Below are 19,143 nucleotides of genomic sequence, written 5' to 3'. Positions count from 1 at the left end.
GTTGTGCCGCCCTTTGCTCTGATGACCGGCGAACCGTTGAAGAGCCAGGCCGTGGCCGAGGTCAGGAGGAGCGGTGGAGTACAACATTGCCGACCTGTTCGAGTCGGTCGTCGACGCGGTTCCCGACCGCGAGGCGCTCGTGTACATCGACCACCCGGGCACGGGCGTGGAGCGCCGTCTGACGTACGCGCAGCTGGACGCGGCCGCCAACCGGATCGCGCACCATCTGACCGACAGCGGGATCCGCCCCGGCGAACACCTCGGGCTCCACCTCTACAACGGCATCGAGTACCTGCAGACGGTGCTGGGCTGCCTGAAGGCGCGGATCGTTCCCGTCAACGTCAACTACCGCTATGTGGAGGAGGAGTTGGTGTACCTCTACCGGGACGCCGATCTGGTGGCCCTGGTCTTCGAGGCGGAGTTCACGGACCGGGTGGCGGCGGCCCTGCCGCGCGTGGACGGGCTACGGCATCTGGTGCGGGTGGGCAGCGTGACCCCGGGCGCCGCCAAGGCGCCGGTCGTGCCCGCGGTGGCCTTCACGGACGCCGAGGCCGCCGGGTCGCCCGAGCGCGGGTTCCCGCCGCGGTCGGGCGACGATCAGTTCATCATCTACACCGGCGGCACCACCGGCATGCCCAAGGGCGTGATGTGGCGGCAGGAGGATCTGTTCTTCTCGGGCCTGGGCGGGGGTGCGCCGACCGGTGAGCCGGTGAAGAAGCCCGAGGAACTCGCCGAGCGGGTGGCGGCGGGCGGCGACGGGATCACCTTTTTCCCGACCGCCCCGCTGATGCACGGCACGTCCACGCTGACCGCCTTCATCGGCTTCAACTTCGGCCAACGCATCGTGATCCACCGCAAGTTCGTCCCGGAGCAGGTCCTGCGGACGATCGAGAGGGAGAAGGTCACGAGCGTGTCGCTGGTCGGCGACGCGATGCTGCGGCCGCTGGTCGACGCGCTGAACGGGCCGATGAAGGGCACGGACTGCTCATCGATGTTCAGCGTGTCGTCGTCCGGGGCGATCATGTCGGACACGGTGCGCCGGCAGTTCCAGGAGCTGGTCCCGAACGTGATGCTGCTGAACAACTTCGGCTCCTCGGAATCCGGCTTCAACGGTACGGCGACCGAGGACTCCGGCCCCGAGCGCGGCTTCCGCATCCGCGTCAACTCCCGTACGCAGGTGGTCGATCCGGCCACCCACGAACCGGTCGCCGTCGGCGAGGTGGGTCGGGTCGCGCAGTGCGGTCACGTGCCGCTCGGCTACTACAACGACCCGGGGAAGACCGCCGAGACCTTCTTCGAGAAGGACGGCGAGCGGTGGGTACTGCTCGGCGACATGGCCACGGTCGACGCGGAGGGCGTCGTCACGGTGCTGGGCCGCGGCTCGCAGTGCATCAACACCGGGGGCGAGAAGGTGTACCCGGAGGAGGTCGAGCAGGCGCTCAAGTCCCACCCCGACGTGTACGACGCCCTGGTGGCCGGAGTGGCCGACCCGAAGTGGGGGCACCACGTGGCGGCCGTGGTGCAGTTGCGGGCGGGGGCGGTACGGCCGTCGCTGGCGGACATCCAGACGCACTGCCGCTCCCATCTCGCGGGTTACAAGATCCCCCGCCAGCTGGTGATCACGGACTCGATACGGCGCTCCCCCAGCGGCAAGGCGGACTACCGGTGGGCGCGCGAGGTGGCGGCGGCAGCGGACGGATGAATTCCGGGCAGGTCTGATTGAACCTAAGGTGACGTGCGGACGTACTCGTGGTGGCAGGCTCGGTCATCGGGCGCTGTTTGCCATGCCATCGCAAGACCGCACGGGAGGACCTCCGGGTGTCGCAGGAGGCAGCAGAGCAGGTAACACGAGAGTCGGAGGACTCGGCCACGGCTGCAGCGGGCGAGGCCGCCGGGGCGGTCGACGCAGCTGAGGGGAACGCGGCGATCGAGGACGCTGACCCGGCCGAGGCGAAGACGGCGATCGAGGACGCCGAGCCGGCCGAGGCGACCAGCCCTGCGGAGTCCCCCGGCTGGTTCGGCTGGCGCCGCCGCTACCCCCGTACGGCACGCGGCGTCACCGTGGGGACGACCGTGCTGGCCGGGGCGCTCCTGCTGTTCGCGCTCCTTGTGCCGAACCGGCTCGAACGGCTCGGTCCCGAGTCGTTCTTCCGGCTCCCGGCCGAGGGGATCCTGCTGGCGGGTCTGCTGCTGGCGCTGCCGCCGCGGTCACGGCGGCTGATGGCGGTGGTCTCCGGTGCGCTGCTCGGACTGCTCACCGTCCTGAAGTTCGTCGACATGGGCTTCTACCAGGTACTGGCCCGCCCCTTCGACCTGGTCCTGGACTGGATCCTGCTCGACGACGCGGCGGAGTTCGTCCGGGAGTCCTTCGGCCGGACCGGGCAGGTGCTGGCGGTGGTCGGCGTGATCGTGCTGTTCCTCGCCGTGCTGGTCCTCATGACGCTCGCCATGGTGCGGGTGACGAACCTCATGGTCGGCCACCGTGCCGTCGCCGCCCGTACGACGCTGATCCTCGGTACCGCGTGGATCACCAGCATGACGCTGGGCATCCAGGTCACCGGCGTGCCGCTCGCCACCAAGGGCAACGCCGAGTTCCTCAACAACCGTGTCGAGCAGGTGCGCGCGGGCCTCAGGGACGGGCGGGTCTTCCAGAAGCAGGCGGCCGTCGACGCCTTCGCGAAGACGCCGCCGGACCAGTTGCTGACCGGGCTGCGCGGCAAGGACGTCCTGTTCACGTTCATCGAGAGCTACGGCCGTGTGGCGATCGACGATCCGGCGATGGCGCCGCAGCTCGACGCGACGCTCAAGGAGGGGACGAACAGGCTCAAGGAGGCCGGGTTCCAGTCCCGCAGCGCCTGGCTGAAGTCCCCGGTGACAGGGGCCGGCAGCTGGCTCGCCCACTCCACCTTCCTCTCGGGCCTGTGGATCAAGAACCAGCAGCGCTACCGGAGTCTGACGACCAGCGACCGCGCGACGCTGAACAGCTACTTCCGCAAGACCGGCGCGTGGCGCACGGTCGGCGTCGTGCCCGGCGTGCGGCGGGCCTGGCCGGAGGGCAAGTACTTCGCCCTCGATCACATCTACGACTCGGAGCACCTGGGCTACCAGGGCCCGTACTTCAGCTGGACCCCCGTGCCCGACCAGTTCAGCCTGGAGGCATTCCAGCGTCTGGAGCACGGCAAGAAGGACCGCGAGCCGATCATGGCGGAGATCATCCTGGCCTCCAGCCACAACCCCTGGTCCCCCATCGCCCGCATGGTCGACTGGGACGACCTCGGCGACGGCTCGGTCTTCCACCGGATCAAGAAGGAGGGCACGGACCCCAAGGAGGTCTGGAAGGACCCCGAGCGCGTCCGCACCGAGTACCGCCGCGCCATCGAGTACTCGATCGACAGCCTCACCGAATGGGTCGAGCGCTACGGCACCGACGACACGGTCCTCGTCTTCCTCGGCGACCACCAGCCCGTACCGACCGTCACCGCCGGCAGCACCAACAAGGACGTACCCGTCACGGTCGTCGCCCGCGACCCGAAGGTCCTCGAGAAGATCGCCGACTGGCACTGGACGGACGGCCTCAAGCCCGCGCAGAACGCTCCGACATGGGGCATGGACAAGTTCCGGGATCGCTTCATGACGGCGTACGGGCCGCAGGCGAAGTGAGGACCACTCGGGTCCAGCCGACTCGTGCCGCACGTCGGGACGCGCTGCCCTCCGTCCCTCGGGGTAGACGCACGGCCCGGCCGCGAAGGCCCGCTTCGATGTCGTCGGGGGCGCGACGGGCGACGGCGATGCGGGCCCGCGGTTCCTGGCCGCGTCCGCCGAACCCTGCCTGATCGGTTTCGGGGCGGGCGGCATCGTCATCCATCGGCGCGGGCCGAACTCAGCCCGTTCGCAGGCGCGGCGCATCCTCCCCCTCCAGGAATGCCACGAGACACCGTACGAACCACTCCGCGTCGTCCAGCCACGGGTAGTGCCCGGCGCCGGGTTGCACGGCACACTCGGCGTTCGGGAAGAGGTCGGCGGTGCGGCGGGCGACTTCCGGAGTCGGGGCTCCGTCCAGCCGGCCGGCGAGGACGAGGACCGGGGCGGTGAGCCGGGAGAGCCGGGAGAGGGTCGTGGGCGGGTCGTAGGCGCCGTCGGAGTGGTAGATGTCGGCGGCCTCGTCGTTGAACTCGTGGTCGCCGCGCGCGTCGTGCTCCTGGGCAACGTCGTCCCAACGACCGTAGAAGAAGGGCGCGCACACGCGGTCGAATTCTCCAGTCCCTGCCAGCCACGCCTCGAATGCCGGGAATGCCCCCGCGAACCACGGCTCGCCCTGCCTCGACCGGGCGGCGGCCAGACGGTCCTCGGCCGCGGCCGGCATCCCCAGCGCCCACGGCGTCGCGGTCACCAAGGCCAGCCGCGCCACCCGCTCCGGATACCGGGCGGCGTACAACATGGCCAGGCTCCCGCCCGCCGAGTGCCCGAGCACGTCCATGTGCTCCAGCCCCATGTGGGCGCGCAACATCTCGACGTCGTCCACCAGGTGGTCGCACCGGTACGTGGCCGGATCGACCGGCACCGCGGAATCCCCGGTGCCGCGCAGGTCGAGGAGGACGAGTTGCCGGTGCGCGGCCAGTCCACCCAGGTCACCCAGATAGGCGGAGGCCCGCATCGGCCCACCGGGCAGAACGACGAGCGGTTCGCCCGCTCCTCGCAAGTGGTAGGCGATCTCGGTTCCATCGGCGGCAGTGAAGGTCGGCATGACGTCGATCTTGGCTGTCGGTCTCAGCCATCGCAACGGAGTTGCCTCACAGGACCATGGGGGGATCTCAACGGTCCGCAACCCGCTGCACGCGAGGAACTGGTACGCATCGTAGGCATGACCGGTGTCCTCGTTGAACGCGGTGACAGCCGCGTCCGCCGCCGCCCGTTCGCCACTGCACAGCAGACTCTCGATCCACTCGACCGCACTGGCGAGTTTCCGCAGCCGCGCCTCCGGCACCGGGGCGGGGAGCAGCTCCGGTCGCAAGTCCATGAACGCCACTCCGGTGCCGTGTCTCACAGAAAGTGCGGCCCGCCCCCTTGCCTGATCAACCAGCTCCTGGATTACTGATCCCGAACACCCAGACCGAATGATCGGTCGTCCGGATTGACGCGGTTGGCGAGGGAGAAGTCCCCATGGCGGATGCGACGGAGCTGCTGGACTCGGGGGAACGGCTCGCGCCGGAAGCGTTGCGGGCGTTGCAGCTGGAGCGGTTGCGGACGTCGCTGCGGCATGCGTACGACAACGTGCCGTTCTACCGGGACTCCTTCGACAAGGCGGGCGTACGGCCCGACGACTGCCGCTCGCTCGCCGATCTGGCGCACTTCCCGTTCACGACCAAGGCCGACCTACGCGAGAACTACCCGTACGGGATGTTCGCCGTGCCACAGGACCGTATCCGCCGCATCCACGCGTCCAGCGGCACGACCGGCCGGCCCACGGTTGTCGGCTACACGGACGGCGACCTGTCCCTGTGGGCCGACATGGTGGCCCGGTCCATCCGGGCGGCGGGCGGGCGGCCCGGGGACACGGTGCATGTGGCGTACGGCTACGGGCTGTTCACCGGCGGGCTCGGCGCACACTACGGGGCCGAACGGCTCGGCTGTACGGTCATCCCCGCGTCCGGCGGCATGACGGCCCGCCAGGTCCAGCTGATCCAGGACCTCAGGCCCCGGATCATCATGGTGACGCCGTCGTACATGCTCACCCTCCTCGACGAGTTCGAGCGGCAGGGCGTCGATCCGCGCGGGACCTCCCTGCGGGTGGGCGTCTTCGGGGCCGAACCCTGGACCGAGCAGATGCGTCGCGAGATCGAGGAGCGGTTCGCGATCGACGCCGTCGACATATACGGGCTGTCGGAGGTCATCGGGCCCGGGGTCGCGCAGGAGTGCGTGGAGACCAAGGACGGGCTGCATGTGTGGGAGGACCACTTCTTCCCCGAGATCGTCGACCCGATCACGGGCGAGGTGCTGCCCGACGGCGAGGAGGGCGAGCTGGTGTTCACCTCCCTCACCAAGGAGGCCATGCCCGTCATCCGGTACCGCACCCGGGACTTGACGCGGCTGCTGCCGGGGACCGCCCGGGTGTTCCGGCGGATGGAGAAGATCACCGGGCGCAGCGACGACATGGTCATCCTGCGCGGCGTCAATCTCTTCCCCACCCAGATCGAGGAGATCGTACTCCGCACCCCGGGTGTGGCACCCCACTTCCAGCTGCGTCTCACCCGTGAAGGCCGGCTCGACGCCCTGACCGTCCGGGCGGAAGCCCGCCCCGACGCCTCCCCCGAGACCCGGGACGCGGCGGCGCGGGCCATCGCGGCGGCCGTGAAGGACGGTATCGGCGTGTCGGTCGCCGTGGAGATCGTCGAACCGGAGTCACTGGAACGCTCCGTGGGCAAGATCCGGCGCATCCAGGACCTGCGCCCGCGCTAGGCGAGTCAATCGCGAGCGAACCGGTCCCGCAGCTCCCGCTTGAGGATCTTCCCGCTCGCGTTGCGCGGCAGCCCGTCCACGAACACCACCCGCTTCGGCGCCTTGAAGTGGGCGAGCTTCTCGCGCGCGTGGTCGATCAGCTCGGTGTCGCTCACCTCGCCACGCGTGACGACGACGGCCGTGACGGCCTCGATCCAGCGCTCGTCGGGCAGGCCGATCACGGCGACCTCGGCGACGCCCTCGTGGGTGTACAGGGCGTCCTCGACCTCACGTGAAGCGACCAGGACGCCACCGGAGTTGATGACGTCCTTCACCCGGTCGACGATCGTGAAGTAGCCGTGCGCGTCGCGCACCGCGAGGTCCCCGGAGCGGAACCAGCCGTCCCGGAAGGCGTCCGCGGTCTCCTCGGGCTTGTCCCAGTAACCCTCGCACAGCTGCGGGGAGCGGTAGACGATCTCGCCGGCCGTGCCGTCGGGCACGGTCTCCCCGTCCTCGTCGACCACCCGGGCGTCGACGAAGAGGACGGTCCGCCCGCAGGAGTCCATCCGGCCCTTGTGCTCGTCGGGGGCCAGCACCGTGGCCAGGGGGCCGATCTCGCTCTGGCCGAAGCAGTTGTAGAAGGCCAGCTTCGGCCACCGCTCACGGAGCCGCTCCAGGACCGGCACCGGCATGATCGAGGCGCCGTAGTACGCCTTGCGCAGTCCCTCGAGGTCGCGGGTCGCGAAGTCGGGGCGGCCGGCGAGGCCGATCCAGACCGTGGGCGGGGCGAACAGGCTGTCCGCGCGGCCCGCCTCGATGAGGTCGAAGAGCTGGTCGCCGTCGGGCGACTCCAGAATGATGTTGGTGGCACCGACCGCGAGATACGGCATGAGGAACACGTGCATCTGCGCCGAGTGGTACAGCGGCAGCGAGTGGACGGGACGGTCGCCGGGGCTCAGATCGAGGGCGGTGATCGCGCTCAGGTACTCGTGGACCAGGGCGCGGTGGGTCATCATCGCGCCCTTCGGGAGGGCCGTCGTACCGGAGGTGTAGAGCAGCTGGACCAGGTCCTCGCTGCGCGGCTCCGGGCCGTCGTGGACGGCTGCCGTGGCCTGCCGTGCCAGCAGGGAGTCGTCGGCCTCGCGCAGCGGCATCGTGGGGACGCCGTCAGGCAGGCGGCCTGCCAGACCGGGGTCGGCGAGGACCAGGGAGCTGCCGGACTGGCGGACGATGTAGGCGAGGTCGTCGCCGGTGAGGTTCTGGTTGACGGGGACGTGCACGAGGCCCGCGCGGGCGCACGCCAGGAAGGCGATCAGATACGCGCCCGAATTGTGGCCGTAGGCGGCCACCCGGTCGCCGGGGGTCAGGCCCTGGTCGAGCAGGACGCTCGCCGTGCGAGAGACGGCCTCGTCGAGTTCCTCGTACGTCCACGCGCGCTCGCGGTCCTCGACCGCGACGCGTGCCGGGGTGCGTCGGGCGCTGCGGCGCAGCACTCCGTCAACCGTGCTGCCGTGTCCTGGCGTCATGACACATGATCCTCGGTGCGTCGCAGGGACGGGTCAAGAACCAGGCCCGACACTGACCGGGGACACATACCCGTTGGTACGCTCAACGGCTCCTTCCCTCAATGACGTTGGGAGGCACCATGCGCACCCGCCCCAGACGGTTCGTCGTCGCGGCCGTCGCCCTGCTCGCCACCGTGGCCGGGCTGCCCGCGGCCGCGGCCGACCGGCAGGAACAGCAGGATCGGCACAACCGGCACGAACAGCTTTCGCACGGCGGAATGTCCGCCGTCATCCGCTACACCGAGTACGGCATACCGCACATAGTCGCCAAGGACTACAGATCCATGGGCTTCGGCACCGGTTGGGCGCAGGCCGCCGACCAGGTGTGCACGCTCGCGGGCATCGCCCTCGACTCCCGCCTCGGCGAGCACCAGTTCGTCGTGCGCAACGGTCAGCGCATCCCCGTTCCGGGCGGCACCGAGGGACTCGGTGTGTGGAACAAGATCGAGCCGGTGTGGAACGCGGCTCAGGGCGGCTACACCGAGGTGACGACCGGCTCCAGCCACATCCAGGCGGTGGGCTGGGACGCCGGCCGCTGCCCGGTGGCCCGTACGCTGCTGACGTACGCGCAGTCGTCGAACCCTAACTCGGCCCACTTCCGGGACCAGACGCGGTTGTTCTCGGGTGAGAGGTGGGTGACGGCGCGGTTCTGTGAGAAGGACATCCTGTCGTCGCCCGTCCTGAAGGTCGTCCGCGTGCGCGAACGCTGAGCGATGGTGGTCCCGTCCCCCATGGGGCGGGACCACACCTGCGTGACGGATGAACACGGCCGTCGAAGCACGATCACAAACGACCATTTCACCGAATGCTTCTTTTGCCTCTCTGTGCTCCTGTGCGCCCCTTTGGAGAAAGGTTTCGGGAAACCGAACACCGCTCGGACTGGGCAGGACTTGTCTCAAGGATCAAGTCCGTGGCACGTTCGGCGATTTCGCGTGCCGCGTCAGGCAGGAGGTATTCATGAGCCGTGTTGTTCCTGCACAGGAGCGAGTATGGCGGACAGGTACTGCTCCAGGCATATTCCCCATTCTCGGTCACGGTATCGCGTTGTTCCGCCGACCGCTGGCGTTTCTGAATTCTTTGCCCTCGTACGGGGATCTGGTCGAGATACGGCTGGGCCCCCAGCGTGCCTGGATGGTGTGCCACCCGGAGCTGGTCCACGAGATGCTCAAGGACCCGCACACCTTCGACAAGGGGGGCCCGCTCTACGACAGGCTCGGGAAGCTGATGGGCGACGGCCTCGTCACCTGCCGACAGGCGACGCATCGGGAAAAGCGCAAGCTGTTACAGCCCGCCTTCCGCCCTTCCCACGTCGCCGAGTACACGGACCTGGTGACCGAGGAGGCCGAGGCGCTGTACCGCGCCTGGCCGGTCGGCCAGGACGTTCCTGTCACCGAGGCGATGATGGCACTCACGACACGGGTGACCAGCCGTGTTCTCCTCTCCGATGCCCTGGACGACCGGACGACTGCCGAGGTGCGGGACTGTCTCACCGCGGTCGTCCGCGGCCTGTTCGTCCGCACGGTCGTACCGATCGATGCCCTGTTCCGCTTCCCCACCCCCGCCAACCGGCGCTATCGGCGCGCGCTCTCGCGCCTGCACGAGATCATCGACACGGCGATCGCGGAGCGCCGCCGGGGCACCGACCGCGACGACGTGCTGGGCACGCTGCTGAAGGCCGCGAACGGCGACGGACCGACCGCGGCGATCACCGATCAGGAGGTCCACGATCACCTGATCACGCTGCTGCTGACCGGCGTCGAGACCCAGGCGCTCGCCCTGGCCGGCGCCTTCAGTCTGCTGGCCCGCAATCCGGAGGCGGAGCGACGACTGCACGCCGAGCTCGACTCCCTCCTCGCCGAAGGCCGGCGGCCCGGTCCCGAGGATCTGCCGCACCTCGTCTACACGCGGTGCGTCGTCTCCGAGACGCTGCGCCACTCGTCGCCCGGTTGGCTGTTCACGCGCGTCGCCACCAAGGAGACGGAACTCGCCGGATGCCGCCTGCCCAAGGGAGCCGCCGTCCTGTACAGCCCCCACCTCCTGCACCACGATCCCTCGTCGTTCCCGGAACCCGAGCGTTTCGATCCCGCCCGCTGGCTGCCGGGGCAGCCCACCGCCGAACAACGTCGCGCGATGATGCCGTTCTCCGCGGGAAGCCGTAAGTGCCTCGGTGACGAGTTCGCGATGGTGCAGGCCACCCTCGCGCTCGCAACCATCGCCGGCCGCCGACGCCTGCGTCATCTGCCGGATCATGCCGACCGGAAACAGCGCCCCGGGATCACGATGGGACCGCGCTCGCTGGTCATGATCTGCGAACCCCGTTCCCGTATGCCCTCCCCCGACGCGCGCACCGGCCGAGCGACGGCCGACCGGCGCACGTCGGACACCCGAACGGCAGGTGACCACGTTGTCGACGACGCATGAGGAAATCACGCTGGGCGTACCGGACGGAATGCCGGCCTCCAATCTGCGGGACCTGATCGACACCAACCTCCATATGCCTTTTCCGTTCCGGCGGAATCCACATGAAACCGAGGCCGCAACCGGGGTCGACGCATGGCTGAGGGTATGGGGGCTGACGGACGAACCGGATACGGCGGCGATGATCGCCCTCACTCGCCCCGCCGAACTCGCGAGCTACACCAGTCCCACCGTGGATCTGGGCGTCCTTCAGATCGTGGCCCACCAGATCGCCTATCAATTCGTCTTCGACGACCTTGCCGAGCACCTCGGCCGAAGCTCTCCGGGCAGGCTGCTGCCCATGCTCTGCGAGAGTGTCGCGATCCTGCGGGAGGGGCGACCGCCCAGCACTCGCCTCGGAGCCGCGCTGGCCGATCTCCATCGACAGGTCCGGGAGCAGTGCACCCCCGCGCAGGCCTCCCGATGGGCCTGGCAGAGCTGTGAATACGTGCACGGCCTGTTGTACGAAGCCGTGGCCCAGGCCCACCCCCTGGTGCTGCGCACCGGCGACTGCACCTCCATACGGTCGCTGACCGCGGGCGTCCAGCCGTTCTACCCGCTGTACGAGGGCGCCCGGGCGAGTGAACTGAACGACGCCGACGTGCATCATCCCGTCGTGCGGCGACTGAGCCGGCTGTCGGCCGACGCGGCGGTGTGGACGGCCGACCTGTTCTCCGCGGTGAAAGAACGGCACGCGGGCGAAATGATCAACCTCGCCCTGGCCCACCAGCGCGAACGACGATGCTCCCTGCAGGCCGCCGTGCTCCTGGCCATCGAGGACATCAACAGCACGATCGAGCAATTCCAAAGGCTGCGTGCCGGGATCGAACCGGTGTTGAGCCACGCGGGCATCGCCTATGTGGAGGGCATGATCGGCTGGATCCGCGGGTGCTACGACTGGGCCCGCACCGTGCCTCGCTACGCGGATGTGACTTCGGTGCCGGCCGTGCCGTAGCCCTTCTGATGTGCTCCCGCTTCCGCTTCACCCGGGAGACGTCCATCCGTGCCCACTACCCAGCGGGCGGACGTTCTCCCACCTGCGGTGAACGATTCACCCTATGGTGCTCAATTCGTCCTGCCGCACCTCGCCGAGGCGTACGCTCGGCTCCTCCGAGCCGAACGACAGAAGGCGGTACGGCACATGGCGATGGAGCCGCGGCACCCGATCACGGAACAGCGGACGTTGATCGAGCGCCGACGGGAACTTCAGGCCCTCGACGCCGCGTTCAAGGAACTGCGACACACCACGGAGGGTGTGCCGCAAGCCAGGCGCAGGGGGCTGCTCGCCTTCAGCGGACCGGCCGGACTGGGCAAGACAGCACTCATCACGCAAGCGCGTGAGCGCGCCATGGCGTCGGGATTCACCGTGCTGTCGGGCAGAGGCGGGGAGAAGGAACAAGGGTCGGCGTTCCGCGTGGTGCGCCAGCTCGTGCAGCCCTCGCTGGCGAGGATGGACGGAGCGGAACTCCGCGCCTTCCTGGGAAGCTGGTACGAAGTCATGGCCGCCGTGCTCGGCCTCGAGGCGAGGGGCCCCGCCGCCCCCGCGCCGGATCCGACCGGGGTCCGCGAAGGCCTCGACTGGGTCATGACCTGCCTCACCATCAAGAAGGCACCCGTCGTCCTGCTCCTGGACGACCTGCACTGGGCGGACGCCGAGTCCCTGAGCTGGCTCGATTCCTTCGCGTCACGGGTCGATGACCTCCCCCTGCTGATCGTGGTCGCCTACCGGCCCGAGGAACTGCCGTCCGAGGCGGGGGAACTCCGTACGCTCGTCGGGCATCACGGAGAGCGCCCCCACGACCTCGCATGCCTCACCGCCGACGGCGTGGCACAGATCATCAGGAACCAAGTCGGGGACAGCGCCGAAGACGTGTTCTGCAAGGAGTGCTGGTCGGCCACCGGAGGGAGTCCCTTCGAGACGGTGGAGCTCGCCCTCGGCCTCGCCGAGCGGAACCTGAGCGGCAGCGAGGGCGATCTGCCCGCGATGCGTGAACTGGCCGCCGCGATCAAGGGTCCGGGGCTGATCGAGCGTCTGGAAGGCCTCGACACCGCGACCGTCCGCTTCGCGCACTCCGCTGCCGTGCTGGGATCGCCCTTCTCACCCCAGCTCGCCGCGACCATCGCGGTACTCGGCGACGAGACCGCCGCCGAGGCGACCCGGAAGCTCCGCGCGGCCCGGATCCTCACCGACGGCCACGGCCCTGAGGGTGAGCTCGAGTTCGTCCACCCGCTGATCACCACGACGATCTACCGGTCCATCCGCTCCGGCTTCCGGGCCGGTCTGCACAACGCGGCCGCGGACGCCGTCCTGAACGCGGGATACGGCCCCACCGCCGCCGCCCGGCACCTGCTGGAGGTGCCCTGCGAGGGCAGCCCCGAGACGGTCGAATGCCTGCGCCAGGCCGCTCGCGAGTACCTCGGTGCCGGGGCGACCGAGGCCGCCCGGCGCATGCTCACCCGCGCGCTGAAGGAGCCCCCGATCCCCGAGGACCGCGCCGCGGTCCTGCACGAACTCGCGTGCGCCACCTTCCTGATCGAGCCCACGGCCACGGTGCGGCATCTCCAGCAGGCGCTGGCGGAGCCGGATGTCGACCCCGACCTGCGCGCCTCCATCGTCTATCGGCTGACGACAGCGCTCGCCCATACCGATCGGATGGCCGAGGCCGCGACCGTGGCCGCCGGGGAGGCCCGGCAGGCCACGAACCCGCGCGTCAAACTGCGTATGCAGGCCGATCAGTTCGTCTGGAGCACGATGCGCGCCGACGATCCCGACTCACCCGCCCGCTCCCGTACCCTGGCGCGGCTGGCCGAGCAGCTGCCCGGCCGCAGCCTGGAGGAGCGCTACATCCTGGGACTGCGGGCCTGGGATGCCGTCCTGCGCGGCGAACCGCGCCGGACCGCCCTCGCCTATGCGGAGAAGTCCCTGCGCGGCGGCATGAGCTGGACCGACGAGAACCGGGGCTTCGAAGTACCCCTCTCGGTCGCCCTGGTGTTCATGTACAGCGACCAGCCGCGACGGGCCGAGGAGCTGTTCGAGCAGGGGATCGCGGAGTGCGTGGGCAAGGGCTGGCACGGCTCCCACCTGGCCTTCGGCCAGTCCATCGCCGGCTATGTCCGCTACCACCGCGGTTGTCTGGCCGAAGCCGAGGACCTGGTCCGGGAAGGTCTGCGCATCGCCGACAAGGTGGACGGCATCGTGGCCGCCCAGTGGTACGGCGTCAGCGTCCTGATCCAGACGTTGCTGGCCCGTGGCCGGATCACCGAGGCTCGCGCGCTCGCCGACGACAACCACTTCGGTGAGATGGCTCCGAACGCCGTCATCTATCCCGACCCGCGCACCGTGTACGCGGAACTGCTGCTGGCGGAGGGACGGCACGCGGAGGCGGCGGCGCTGCTGTCCGCGGTGGGGGACTGGCTGGACGGACGGGCCTGGCGCAATCCGGCCTGGTGCCCGTGGCAGCTGCGGCTCGCGACCGCGCTCGCCCCCACCGCCCCGGACGAGGCGATCCATCACGCCCAGGACGCCGTCAAGCGTGCCCGGGACTTCGGCGCCGCCTCCACCATCGGGCAGGCCCTCCACACCCTCGCCGAAGTGACCGGCGGGCCTGCCGCACTCGACCTGTACGCGGAGGCGATCGACCACCTGGAGCAGTCCCCCGCCTCGTACGAACTCGCTCGCGCCCAGGTCGGCCACGGCGCCGCGCTGTCCCGCAACGGGCGGCTCCAGGAGGCCGCCGACCGGCTCTACCAGGGTCTGGAAGGCGCCGTCCACTGCGGAGCCGAGGCGCTCGCCGCCCGCGCCCGGGAGGAACTCTCGACGGCCGGTCTGCGCCCGCTGCCCCTGCGCTATGTGCAGGCGGACACACTGACCGCGCAGGAGCACCGTACGGCCGCACTGGCCGTCGAGGGACGTCCGGTGACAGTGATCGCCAAGGAACTGCACCTGACCGAGCAGGGCGTGCGGCAGTTGCTGTCCAGCATCTACCGCAAGATCGGCACCGACGCGGCAGGCCTCGCCAAGGCCTTGGAGGCACCGCCGCGTATGCGTCATTGACGTCACACCTGGCGCGTGCGCCCCTCCCAGTACGGTTCCCGCAACCGCCGCTTGTACAGCTTCCCGTTGGGATCCCGCGGCATCTCGGCGATGAAGTCCACGCTCTTGGGCCGCTTGTACCCGGCGAGCTGCCCGGCACAGTGGTCGAGGATCGCGGCCGCGAGGGCGGGGCCGGGCTCGTGGCCGGGGGCCGGTTCGACGACGGCCTTGACCTCCTCGCCCCAGTCGTCGTGCGGGATGCCGAAGGCGGCGGCGTCGGCCACGGCCGGGTGGGCGAGCAGGGCGGACTCGATCTCGGCCGGGTAGATGTTGACCCCGCCGGAGATGATCATGTCGATCTTGCGGTCGCGGAGGAAGAGATAGCCGTCCTCGTCCAGACAGCCGAGGTCGCCCACGGTGAAGAAGTCGCCGATGCGGTTCTTCTTCGTCTTGGCTTCGTCCTTGTGATAGCTGAAGCCGCCGGTGTTCATCTTCAGGTAGACGGTGCCGAGTTCGCCGGGCGCGAGCCGGTTGCCGTCGTCGTCGAAGATCGCGAGCTCGCTGATCGGCCAGGCCTTGCCCACTGTGCCGGGCTTCTTCAGCCAGTCCTCGGCGGTCGCGAAGGCCCCACCGCCCTCGCTGGCGGCGTAGTACTCCTCCACGCAGTGGCCCCACCACTCGATCATGGCCCGTTTCACATGGTCGGGGCACGGGGCGGCGCCGTGGATGGCGTGCCGCATGGAGGAGACGTCGTAGCGGCCCCGTACGTCCTGCGGAAGCGCGAGGAGACGGTGGAACTGGGTCGGGACCATATGGGTGTGTGTGCACTTGTGGTTGTCGATCAGGCGGAGCATCTCCTCGGGCGTCCACTTGTCCATCAGGACCAGTCCGTGGCCGATGTGCAGGGATGCGCCCGCGAACTGCAGGACCGCGGTGTGGTAGAGCGGCGAGCAGACGAGGTGCACGTTGGCGTCGAACGGCTTGATGCCGAAGATGCCGAGGAAGCCGCCCAGGTAGGACTCCTCGGGCGGTTTGCCGGGCAGGGGGCGGCGGATGCCGCGGGGGCGGCCCGTCGTGCCCGAGGTGTAGTTCATGACCCAGCCGAGCTCGCGTTCCGCGGGCGCCGACTCCGGTTGTCCGTCGACGAGTTCGGCGTACGGCCTGAAGCCCTCGACCTCGCCGACGGCGTACCGGTGGGTGGCCGGGAGACCGGCCTCGTCGGCGGCCTGGCGGGCAGGGTCGGCGTAGCGCTCGTGGGCGATGAGCACCTTGGCGCCGGAGTCGGCGACGATCCAGGCGATCTCGGGGCCGACGAGGTGGTGGTTGACGGGGACCAGGTAGAGGCCGGCCTGGGTGGCGGCCAGGTATGCCGTGAAGAACTCGACGCTGTTGGGGAGGACGACCGCGAAGGCGTCGCCGCGTCCGAGGCCGGCCGCGCGCAGGCCGTGGACGAGACGGTTGGCGGCGGCGTGCAGACGCCCGGCGGTCCACTGCTCGCCGTCGGGGGCGACGAGGACCGGGCGGCCGGGGTCGGCGGCTGCCTGGGCCCAGAAGCCGACCGGCGGGGTGTTCACGGTGGGGGTGGCGGGGGTGCTCGTCACTGGCCGCTCCTTCCGGCGATGCGGTTGATGCGGTGCACAGCCTGCTCGAAGCCGCGGGTGAGGTCGTCGACGACGGCCTGGACACTGCGTTCGCTGTTCATCCGGCCCACGATTTGCCCGACGGGTGTGCCGAGCAGCGGCTCAACCTCGTACTTCTGGATCCGGGAGACGGCCTCGGCCACCAGGAGCCCCTGCAGGGGCATGGGGAGGGTGCCGGGCCCGTCCGGGGCGTCCCAGGCGTCGGTCCACTCGGTGCGCAGCTGGCGTGCGGGCTTGCCCGTCAGGGCGCGGGAGCGGACGGTGTCGCCCGAGCCGGCGGCGAGCAGTTTGCGGGTCAGGCCTGGCGAGTGCAGATCGGCCTCTGTGGTGGTCAGCCACATGGAGCCCAACCACACACCCTGGGCGCCGAGGGCGAGTGCCGCCGCCACCTGTTGGCCGCTGCCGATGCCCCCGGCAGCCAGCACGGGCAGGGGGGCGACCGCCTCCACCACCTCCGGGGTGAGCACCATGGAGGCGATCTCACCCGTGTGGCCGCCCGCCTCGTAGCCCTGGGCGACGACGATGTCGATCCCCGCCTCCGCGTGCTTGCGGGCGTGCCGGGCACTGCCCGCGAGCGCGGCGACGAGCACGCCCCGGTCATGGGCACGTTCCACGACATCCGTGGGCGGTGAACCGAGGGCGTTGGCGAGCAGCTTGATCGGATAGTCGAAGGCGACGTCGAGCTGGGTGCGGGCGACCTGCTCCATCCACCCGGTGATCCGCCAGCCGGACGCCTCGCCCTCGGCCAGTTCGGGCACGCCGTACTTGGCCAGGGTGTCCTTGACGAACTGCCGGTGCCCTTCCGGGATCATCGCCTCCACGTCGGCTTCCGTGACGCCCTCGACCTTCTTCGCGGGCATGACGACGTCCAGGCCGTAGGGCCTGCCGTCGACATGTGCCTCGATCCAGTCGAGGTCGCGTTTGAGGTCGTCGGGGGCGGTGTAGCGGACCGCGCCGAGCACTCCGAAGCCGCCGGCCCTGCTGATGGCCGCGGCGACGGCGGGGAACGGCGTGAAGCCGAAAATGGCGTGCTCGACTCCCAGTTTCTTGCTCAGCTCCGTCTGCATGGGCGCAGGATGCCGCAGACCTCCGGACGACGGAAGGCCTTTTCTGATACACCGTCAGATCTCTTGAGCGACCATCCCGTTGACACCACTCCCGCCTGACACGAAAGTTTCATCACGCAAGGTGATCCCGGAAAGATACTTTCAGCCGGAGTGGCGGGAGGAACCTCGATGACCGACGGCGGAACCGGACTGACCAGGCGTCAACTGGGCAGAACCGCGATGGCCTTGGGCGGCGCCCTGGCCATCGCCCCGTTGCCCGCGGGACCCGCGGCGGCAGCAGCGGCACGCACCGCAAAGCCCACCCTGCGTCACGGCTCCCCCGAACGCGCGGGCCTTCTCCCCACCCATCTCCGCCAACTCGTCACCGACGCCGAGCGGTTCTTGGGCCCCTCCCCCAAGCACCCCTGGTACGCCGGCGCCGTCCTCCTCGCCGGCCGCGGCGGCACGGTGGCCCTGCACCAGCCCATCGGGATGTCCGTGCGCTATGAGGCGTACGACGAAACGGGCGACACCGGCGTGGAGTTTCCGTCGGAGCAGCAGATCCGGATGGCCGAGGAAACCGTCTTCGACCTGGCCTCGGTGTCCAAGCTGTTCACGTCGATCCTTGCGGTGCAGCAGATCGAACGGGGTGAGCTCGGGCTGGAGGCGACGGTCGCCTCCTACCTCCCGGACTTCGGCCGCGCGGGCAAGCAGGACATCACGGTCCGGCAGCTCCTGACCCACACCTCGGGGTTCCGCGCCTGGATCCCGCTGTACAACGCGCCGACGTACGAGGAGAAGCTCCAACTCATCTGGAACGAGGCGCCGCTGAACCCGCCGGGCACCAAGTACCTCTACTCCGACCTGAATCTGATCTCCCTCCAGCTCGTCCTGGAGAAGATCACCGGCCGCGGCCTCGACGCCCTCCTCCACGACGAGATCACCGGCCCGCTCGGCATGCGCCGCACCCGCTACAACCCGCCCGCCGCCTGGAAGCCGAGGATCGCGGCCACCGAGGATGCCCGGCTGCCGTGGTCCGGCCTGGACCGTGGGCTCGTCTGGGGTGAGGTGCACGACGAGAACGCCTTCAGCCTGGGTGGGGTCGCGGGTCACGCCGGCGTCTTCTCGAACGCGTGGGACCTGGCGGTCCTCGGCCGGACGCTGCTGAACGGGGGCGCCTACGGCAGGTGCCGCATCCTGGAGCCGGAGTCCGTGGAGCTGATGTTCACCGACTTCAACACCGCCTTCCCCGGCGACGAGCACGGCCTCGGTTTCGAGCTCTACCAGCACTGGTACATGGGCGCCATGGCCACCCCGCGCACGGCGGGGCACACCGGTTTCACCGGCACCTCCCTCGTCCTCGACCCGACGACCGACTCCTTCCTCGTCGTGCTCGGCAACTCCATCCACCCGGTGCGCAGTTGGCGCTCCGGTTCCGCGCCCCGGGTCGCCGCGGCCGACAACATGGCCCGTGCCGCAGCGGTCCGCCCGCGGCACGGCCGTACGGCATGGTTCTCGGGAATGGCGACCGCCACGAGCGCGACCCTCGCGCTCCCCACGCTCGACACCTCCTCCGGCGAGGCGGAGCTGCACTGCGCCCTGTGGTGGGACACCGAGCCGCAGGCGGACGTCCTCGTCCTGGAGTCCACGACCGACGGCGGCACGACCTGGACTCCGCTCCCCTTCGCGACGAAACGCCAGGGCGAGCGGCCACAGGCCCACCCGACCGGCGCCGTCACCGGCTGGTCGGGCCGCGTCTGGCACCGCCTCACCGCGCAACTCCCCGCGCACCGCCGGCTGGTGCTCCGCTGGCGATACACCACCGACAAGCTGTACGTGGGCCGCGGCGCGTACGTCGACGGTCTGCACGTCGAGACGGCGCACGGCGTCCTCTTCGACGAGGCCCGGCCGGCGGACGCGGCGCGGATCACGGCGAGCGGGTGGACGGCTTCCACGAACTGAGCGCC

12 protein-coding genes are annotated in these 19,143 nt (G+C 69.9%); 8 read left to right on the top strand and 4 right to left on the bottom strand.

What is annotated here, in order from left to right; all coding sequences use genetic code 11:
- Positions 1–73 precede the first annotated feature (73 nt).
- Both ACWGDB_RS28795 and ACWGDB_RS28790 read left to right on the top strand, forming a co-directional pair.
- The gene (locus tag ACWGDB_RS28795) at positions 74–1,702 is read left to right on the top strand and encodes an acyl-CoA synthetase (RefSeq protein ID WP_453825092.1); all 1,629 of its coding nucleotides are present in this window, start codon (positions 74–76) and stop codon (positions 1,700–1,702) included.
- 116 nt (positions 1,703–1,818) lie between these two features.
- Positions 1,819–3,660, top strand: coding sequence for a sulfatase (locus ACWGDB_RS28790; RefSeq protein WP_453825091.1), 1,842 nt, complete (start codon positions 1,819–1,821; stop codon positions 3,658–3,660).
- Between the two features lie 220 nt (positions 3,661–3,880).
- Here ACWGDB_RS28790 and ACWGDB_RS28785 read toward each other — a convergent pair whose 3' ends face one another.
- Positions 3,881–4,744, bottom strand: a complete 864-nt coding sequence (locus tag ACWGDB_RS28785; RefSeq protein ID WP_453825123.1) for an alpha/beta fold hydrolase — start codon at positions 4,742–4,744, stop codon at positions 3,881–3,883.
- Between the two features lie 416 nt (positions 4,745–5,160).
- Between ACWGDB_RS28785 and paaK the strand changes: the two genes are divergently transcribed.
- Positions 5,161–6,456: a phenylacetate--CoA ligase PaaK gene (gene paaK, locus ACWGDB_RS28780; RefSeq protein ID WP_453825090.1), complete on the top strand. Its 1,296-nt coding sequence runs from the start codon at positions 5,161–5,163 to the stop codon at positions 6,454–6,456.
- 5 nt (positions 6,457–6,461) lie between these two features.
- Here paaK and ACWGDB_RS28775 read toward each other — a convergent pair whose 3' ends face one another.
- On the bottom strand, positions 6,462–7,961 hold the full coding sequence (locus tag ACWGDB_RS28775) for an acyl-CoA synthetase (protein ID WP_453825089.1): 1,500 nt from the start codon (positions 7,959–7,961) through the stop codon (positions 6,462–6,464).
- A 101-nt stretch (positions 7,962–8,062) separates the two neighbouring features.
- Between ACWGDB_RS28775 and ACWGDB_RS28770 the strand changes: the two genes are divergently transcribed.
- From ACWGDB_RS28770 to ACWGDB_RS28755, 4 genes are all read left to right on the top strand, one after another.
- Positions 8,063–8,710 carry a penicillin acylase family protein gene (locus ACWGDB_RS28770; protein WP_453825088.1) on the top strand — a complete coding sequence of 216 codons (648 nt, stop codon included), beginning with the start codon at positions 8,063–8,065 and terminating at the stop codon, positions 8,708–8,710.
- Between the two features lie 334 nt (positions 8,711–9,044).
- Positions 9,045–10,421 (top strand): cytochrome P450, encoded by a 1,377-nt coding sequence (locus ACWGDB_RS28765; protein WP_453825087.1) that lies wholly within the window; start codon positions 9,045–9,047, stop codon positions 10,419–10,421.
- Complete coding sequence (locus ACWGDB_RS28760) at positions 10,396–11,412, top strand: (-)-alpha-amorphene synthase (RefSeq protein ID WP_453825086.1); 1,017 nt, start codon at positions 10,396–10,398, stop codon at positions 11,410–11,412. Before ACWGDB_RS28765 ends, ACWGDB_RS28760 begins: the two co-directional genes overlap by 26 nt.
- A 186-nt stretch (positions 11,413–11,598) precedes the next feature.
- Positions 11,599–14,511, top strand: a complete 2,913-nt coding sequence (locus ACWGDB_RS28755; RefSeq protein WP_453825085.1) for a helix-turn-helix transcriptional regulator — start codon at positions 11,599–11,601, stop codon at positions 14,509–14,511.
- 2 nt (positions 14,512–14,513) lie between these two features.
- Here ACWGDB_RS28755 and ACWGDB_RS28750 read toward each other — a convergent pair whose 3' ends face one another.
- Together ACWGDB_RS28750 and ACWGDB_RS28745 are read right to left on the bottom strand one after the other, a co-directional pair.
- Entirely contained in the window at positions 14,514–16,064 is a 1,551-nt protein-coding gene (locus ACWGDB_RS28750; RefSeq protein ID WP_453825122.1) for an acyl-CoA synthetase, read from the bottom strand.
- A 23-nt stretch (positions 16,065–16,087) separates the two neighbouring features.
- Positions 16,088–17,197 carry an NAD(P)H-dependent flavin oxidoreductase gene (locus ACWGDB_RS28745; protein ID WP_453825084.1) on the bottom strand — a complete coding sequence of 370 codons (1,110 nt, stop codon included), beginning with the start codon at positions 17,195–17,197 and terminating at the stop codon, positions 16,088–16,090.
- 168 nt (positions 17,198–17,365) lie between these two features.
- Here ACWGDB_RS28745 and ACWGDB_RS28740 point away from each other — a divergent pair, with 168 nt between their 5' ends.
- Complete coding sequence (locus ACWGDB_RS28740; protein ID WP_453825083.1) at positions 17,366–19,138, top strand: serine hydrolase; 1,773 nt, start codon at positions 17,366–17,368, stop codon at positions 19,136–19,138.
- Positions 19,139–19,143 lie beyond the last annotated feature (5 nt).

It is taken from the genome of Streptomyces sp. NPDC055013, from assembly GCF_053608645.1.
The sequence above is the reverse complement of the archived record's forward strand: the minus strand, read 5'-3'. Positions and strand labels throughout refer to the sequence as shown.

Coding starts and splice junctions, on each gene's coding strand:
- ACWGDB_RS28785 (WP_453825123.1), bottom strand. CDS start 4,744: ATGCCGACCTTCACTGCCGCCGATGGAACCGAGATCGCCTACCACTTG.
- ACWGDB_RS28755 (WP_453825085.1), top strand. CDS start 11,599: ATGGCGATGGAGCCGCGGCACCCGATCACGGAACAGCGGACGTTGATC.
- ACWGDB_RS28770 (WP_453825088.1), top strand. CDS start 8,063: ATGACGTTGGGAGGCACCATGCGCACCCGCCCCAGACGGTTCGTCGTC.
- ACWGDB_RS28740 (WP_453825083.1), top strand. CDS start 17,366: ATGACCGACGGCGGAACCGGACTGACCAGGCGTCAACTGGGCAGAACC.
- ACWGDB_RS28745 (WP_453825084.1), bottom strand. CDS start 17,197: ATGCAGACGGAGCTGAGCAAGAAACTGGGAGTCGAGCACGCCATTTTC.
- ACWGDB_RS28775 (WP_453825089.1), bottom strand. CDS start 7,961: ATGACGCCAGGACACGGCAGCACGGTTGACGGAGTGCTGCGCCGCAGC.
- paaK (WP_453825090.1), top strand. CDS start 5,161: ATGGCGGATGCGACGGAGCTGCTGGACTCGGGGGAACGGCTCGCGCCG.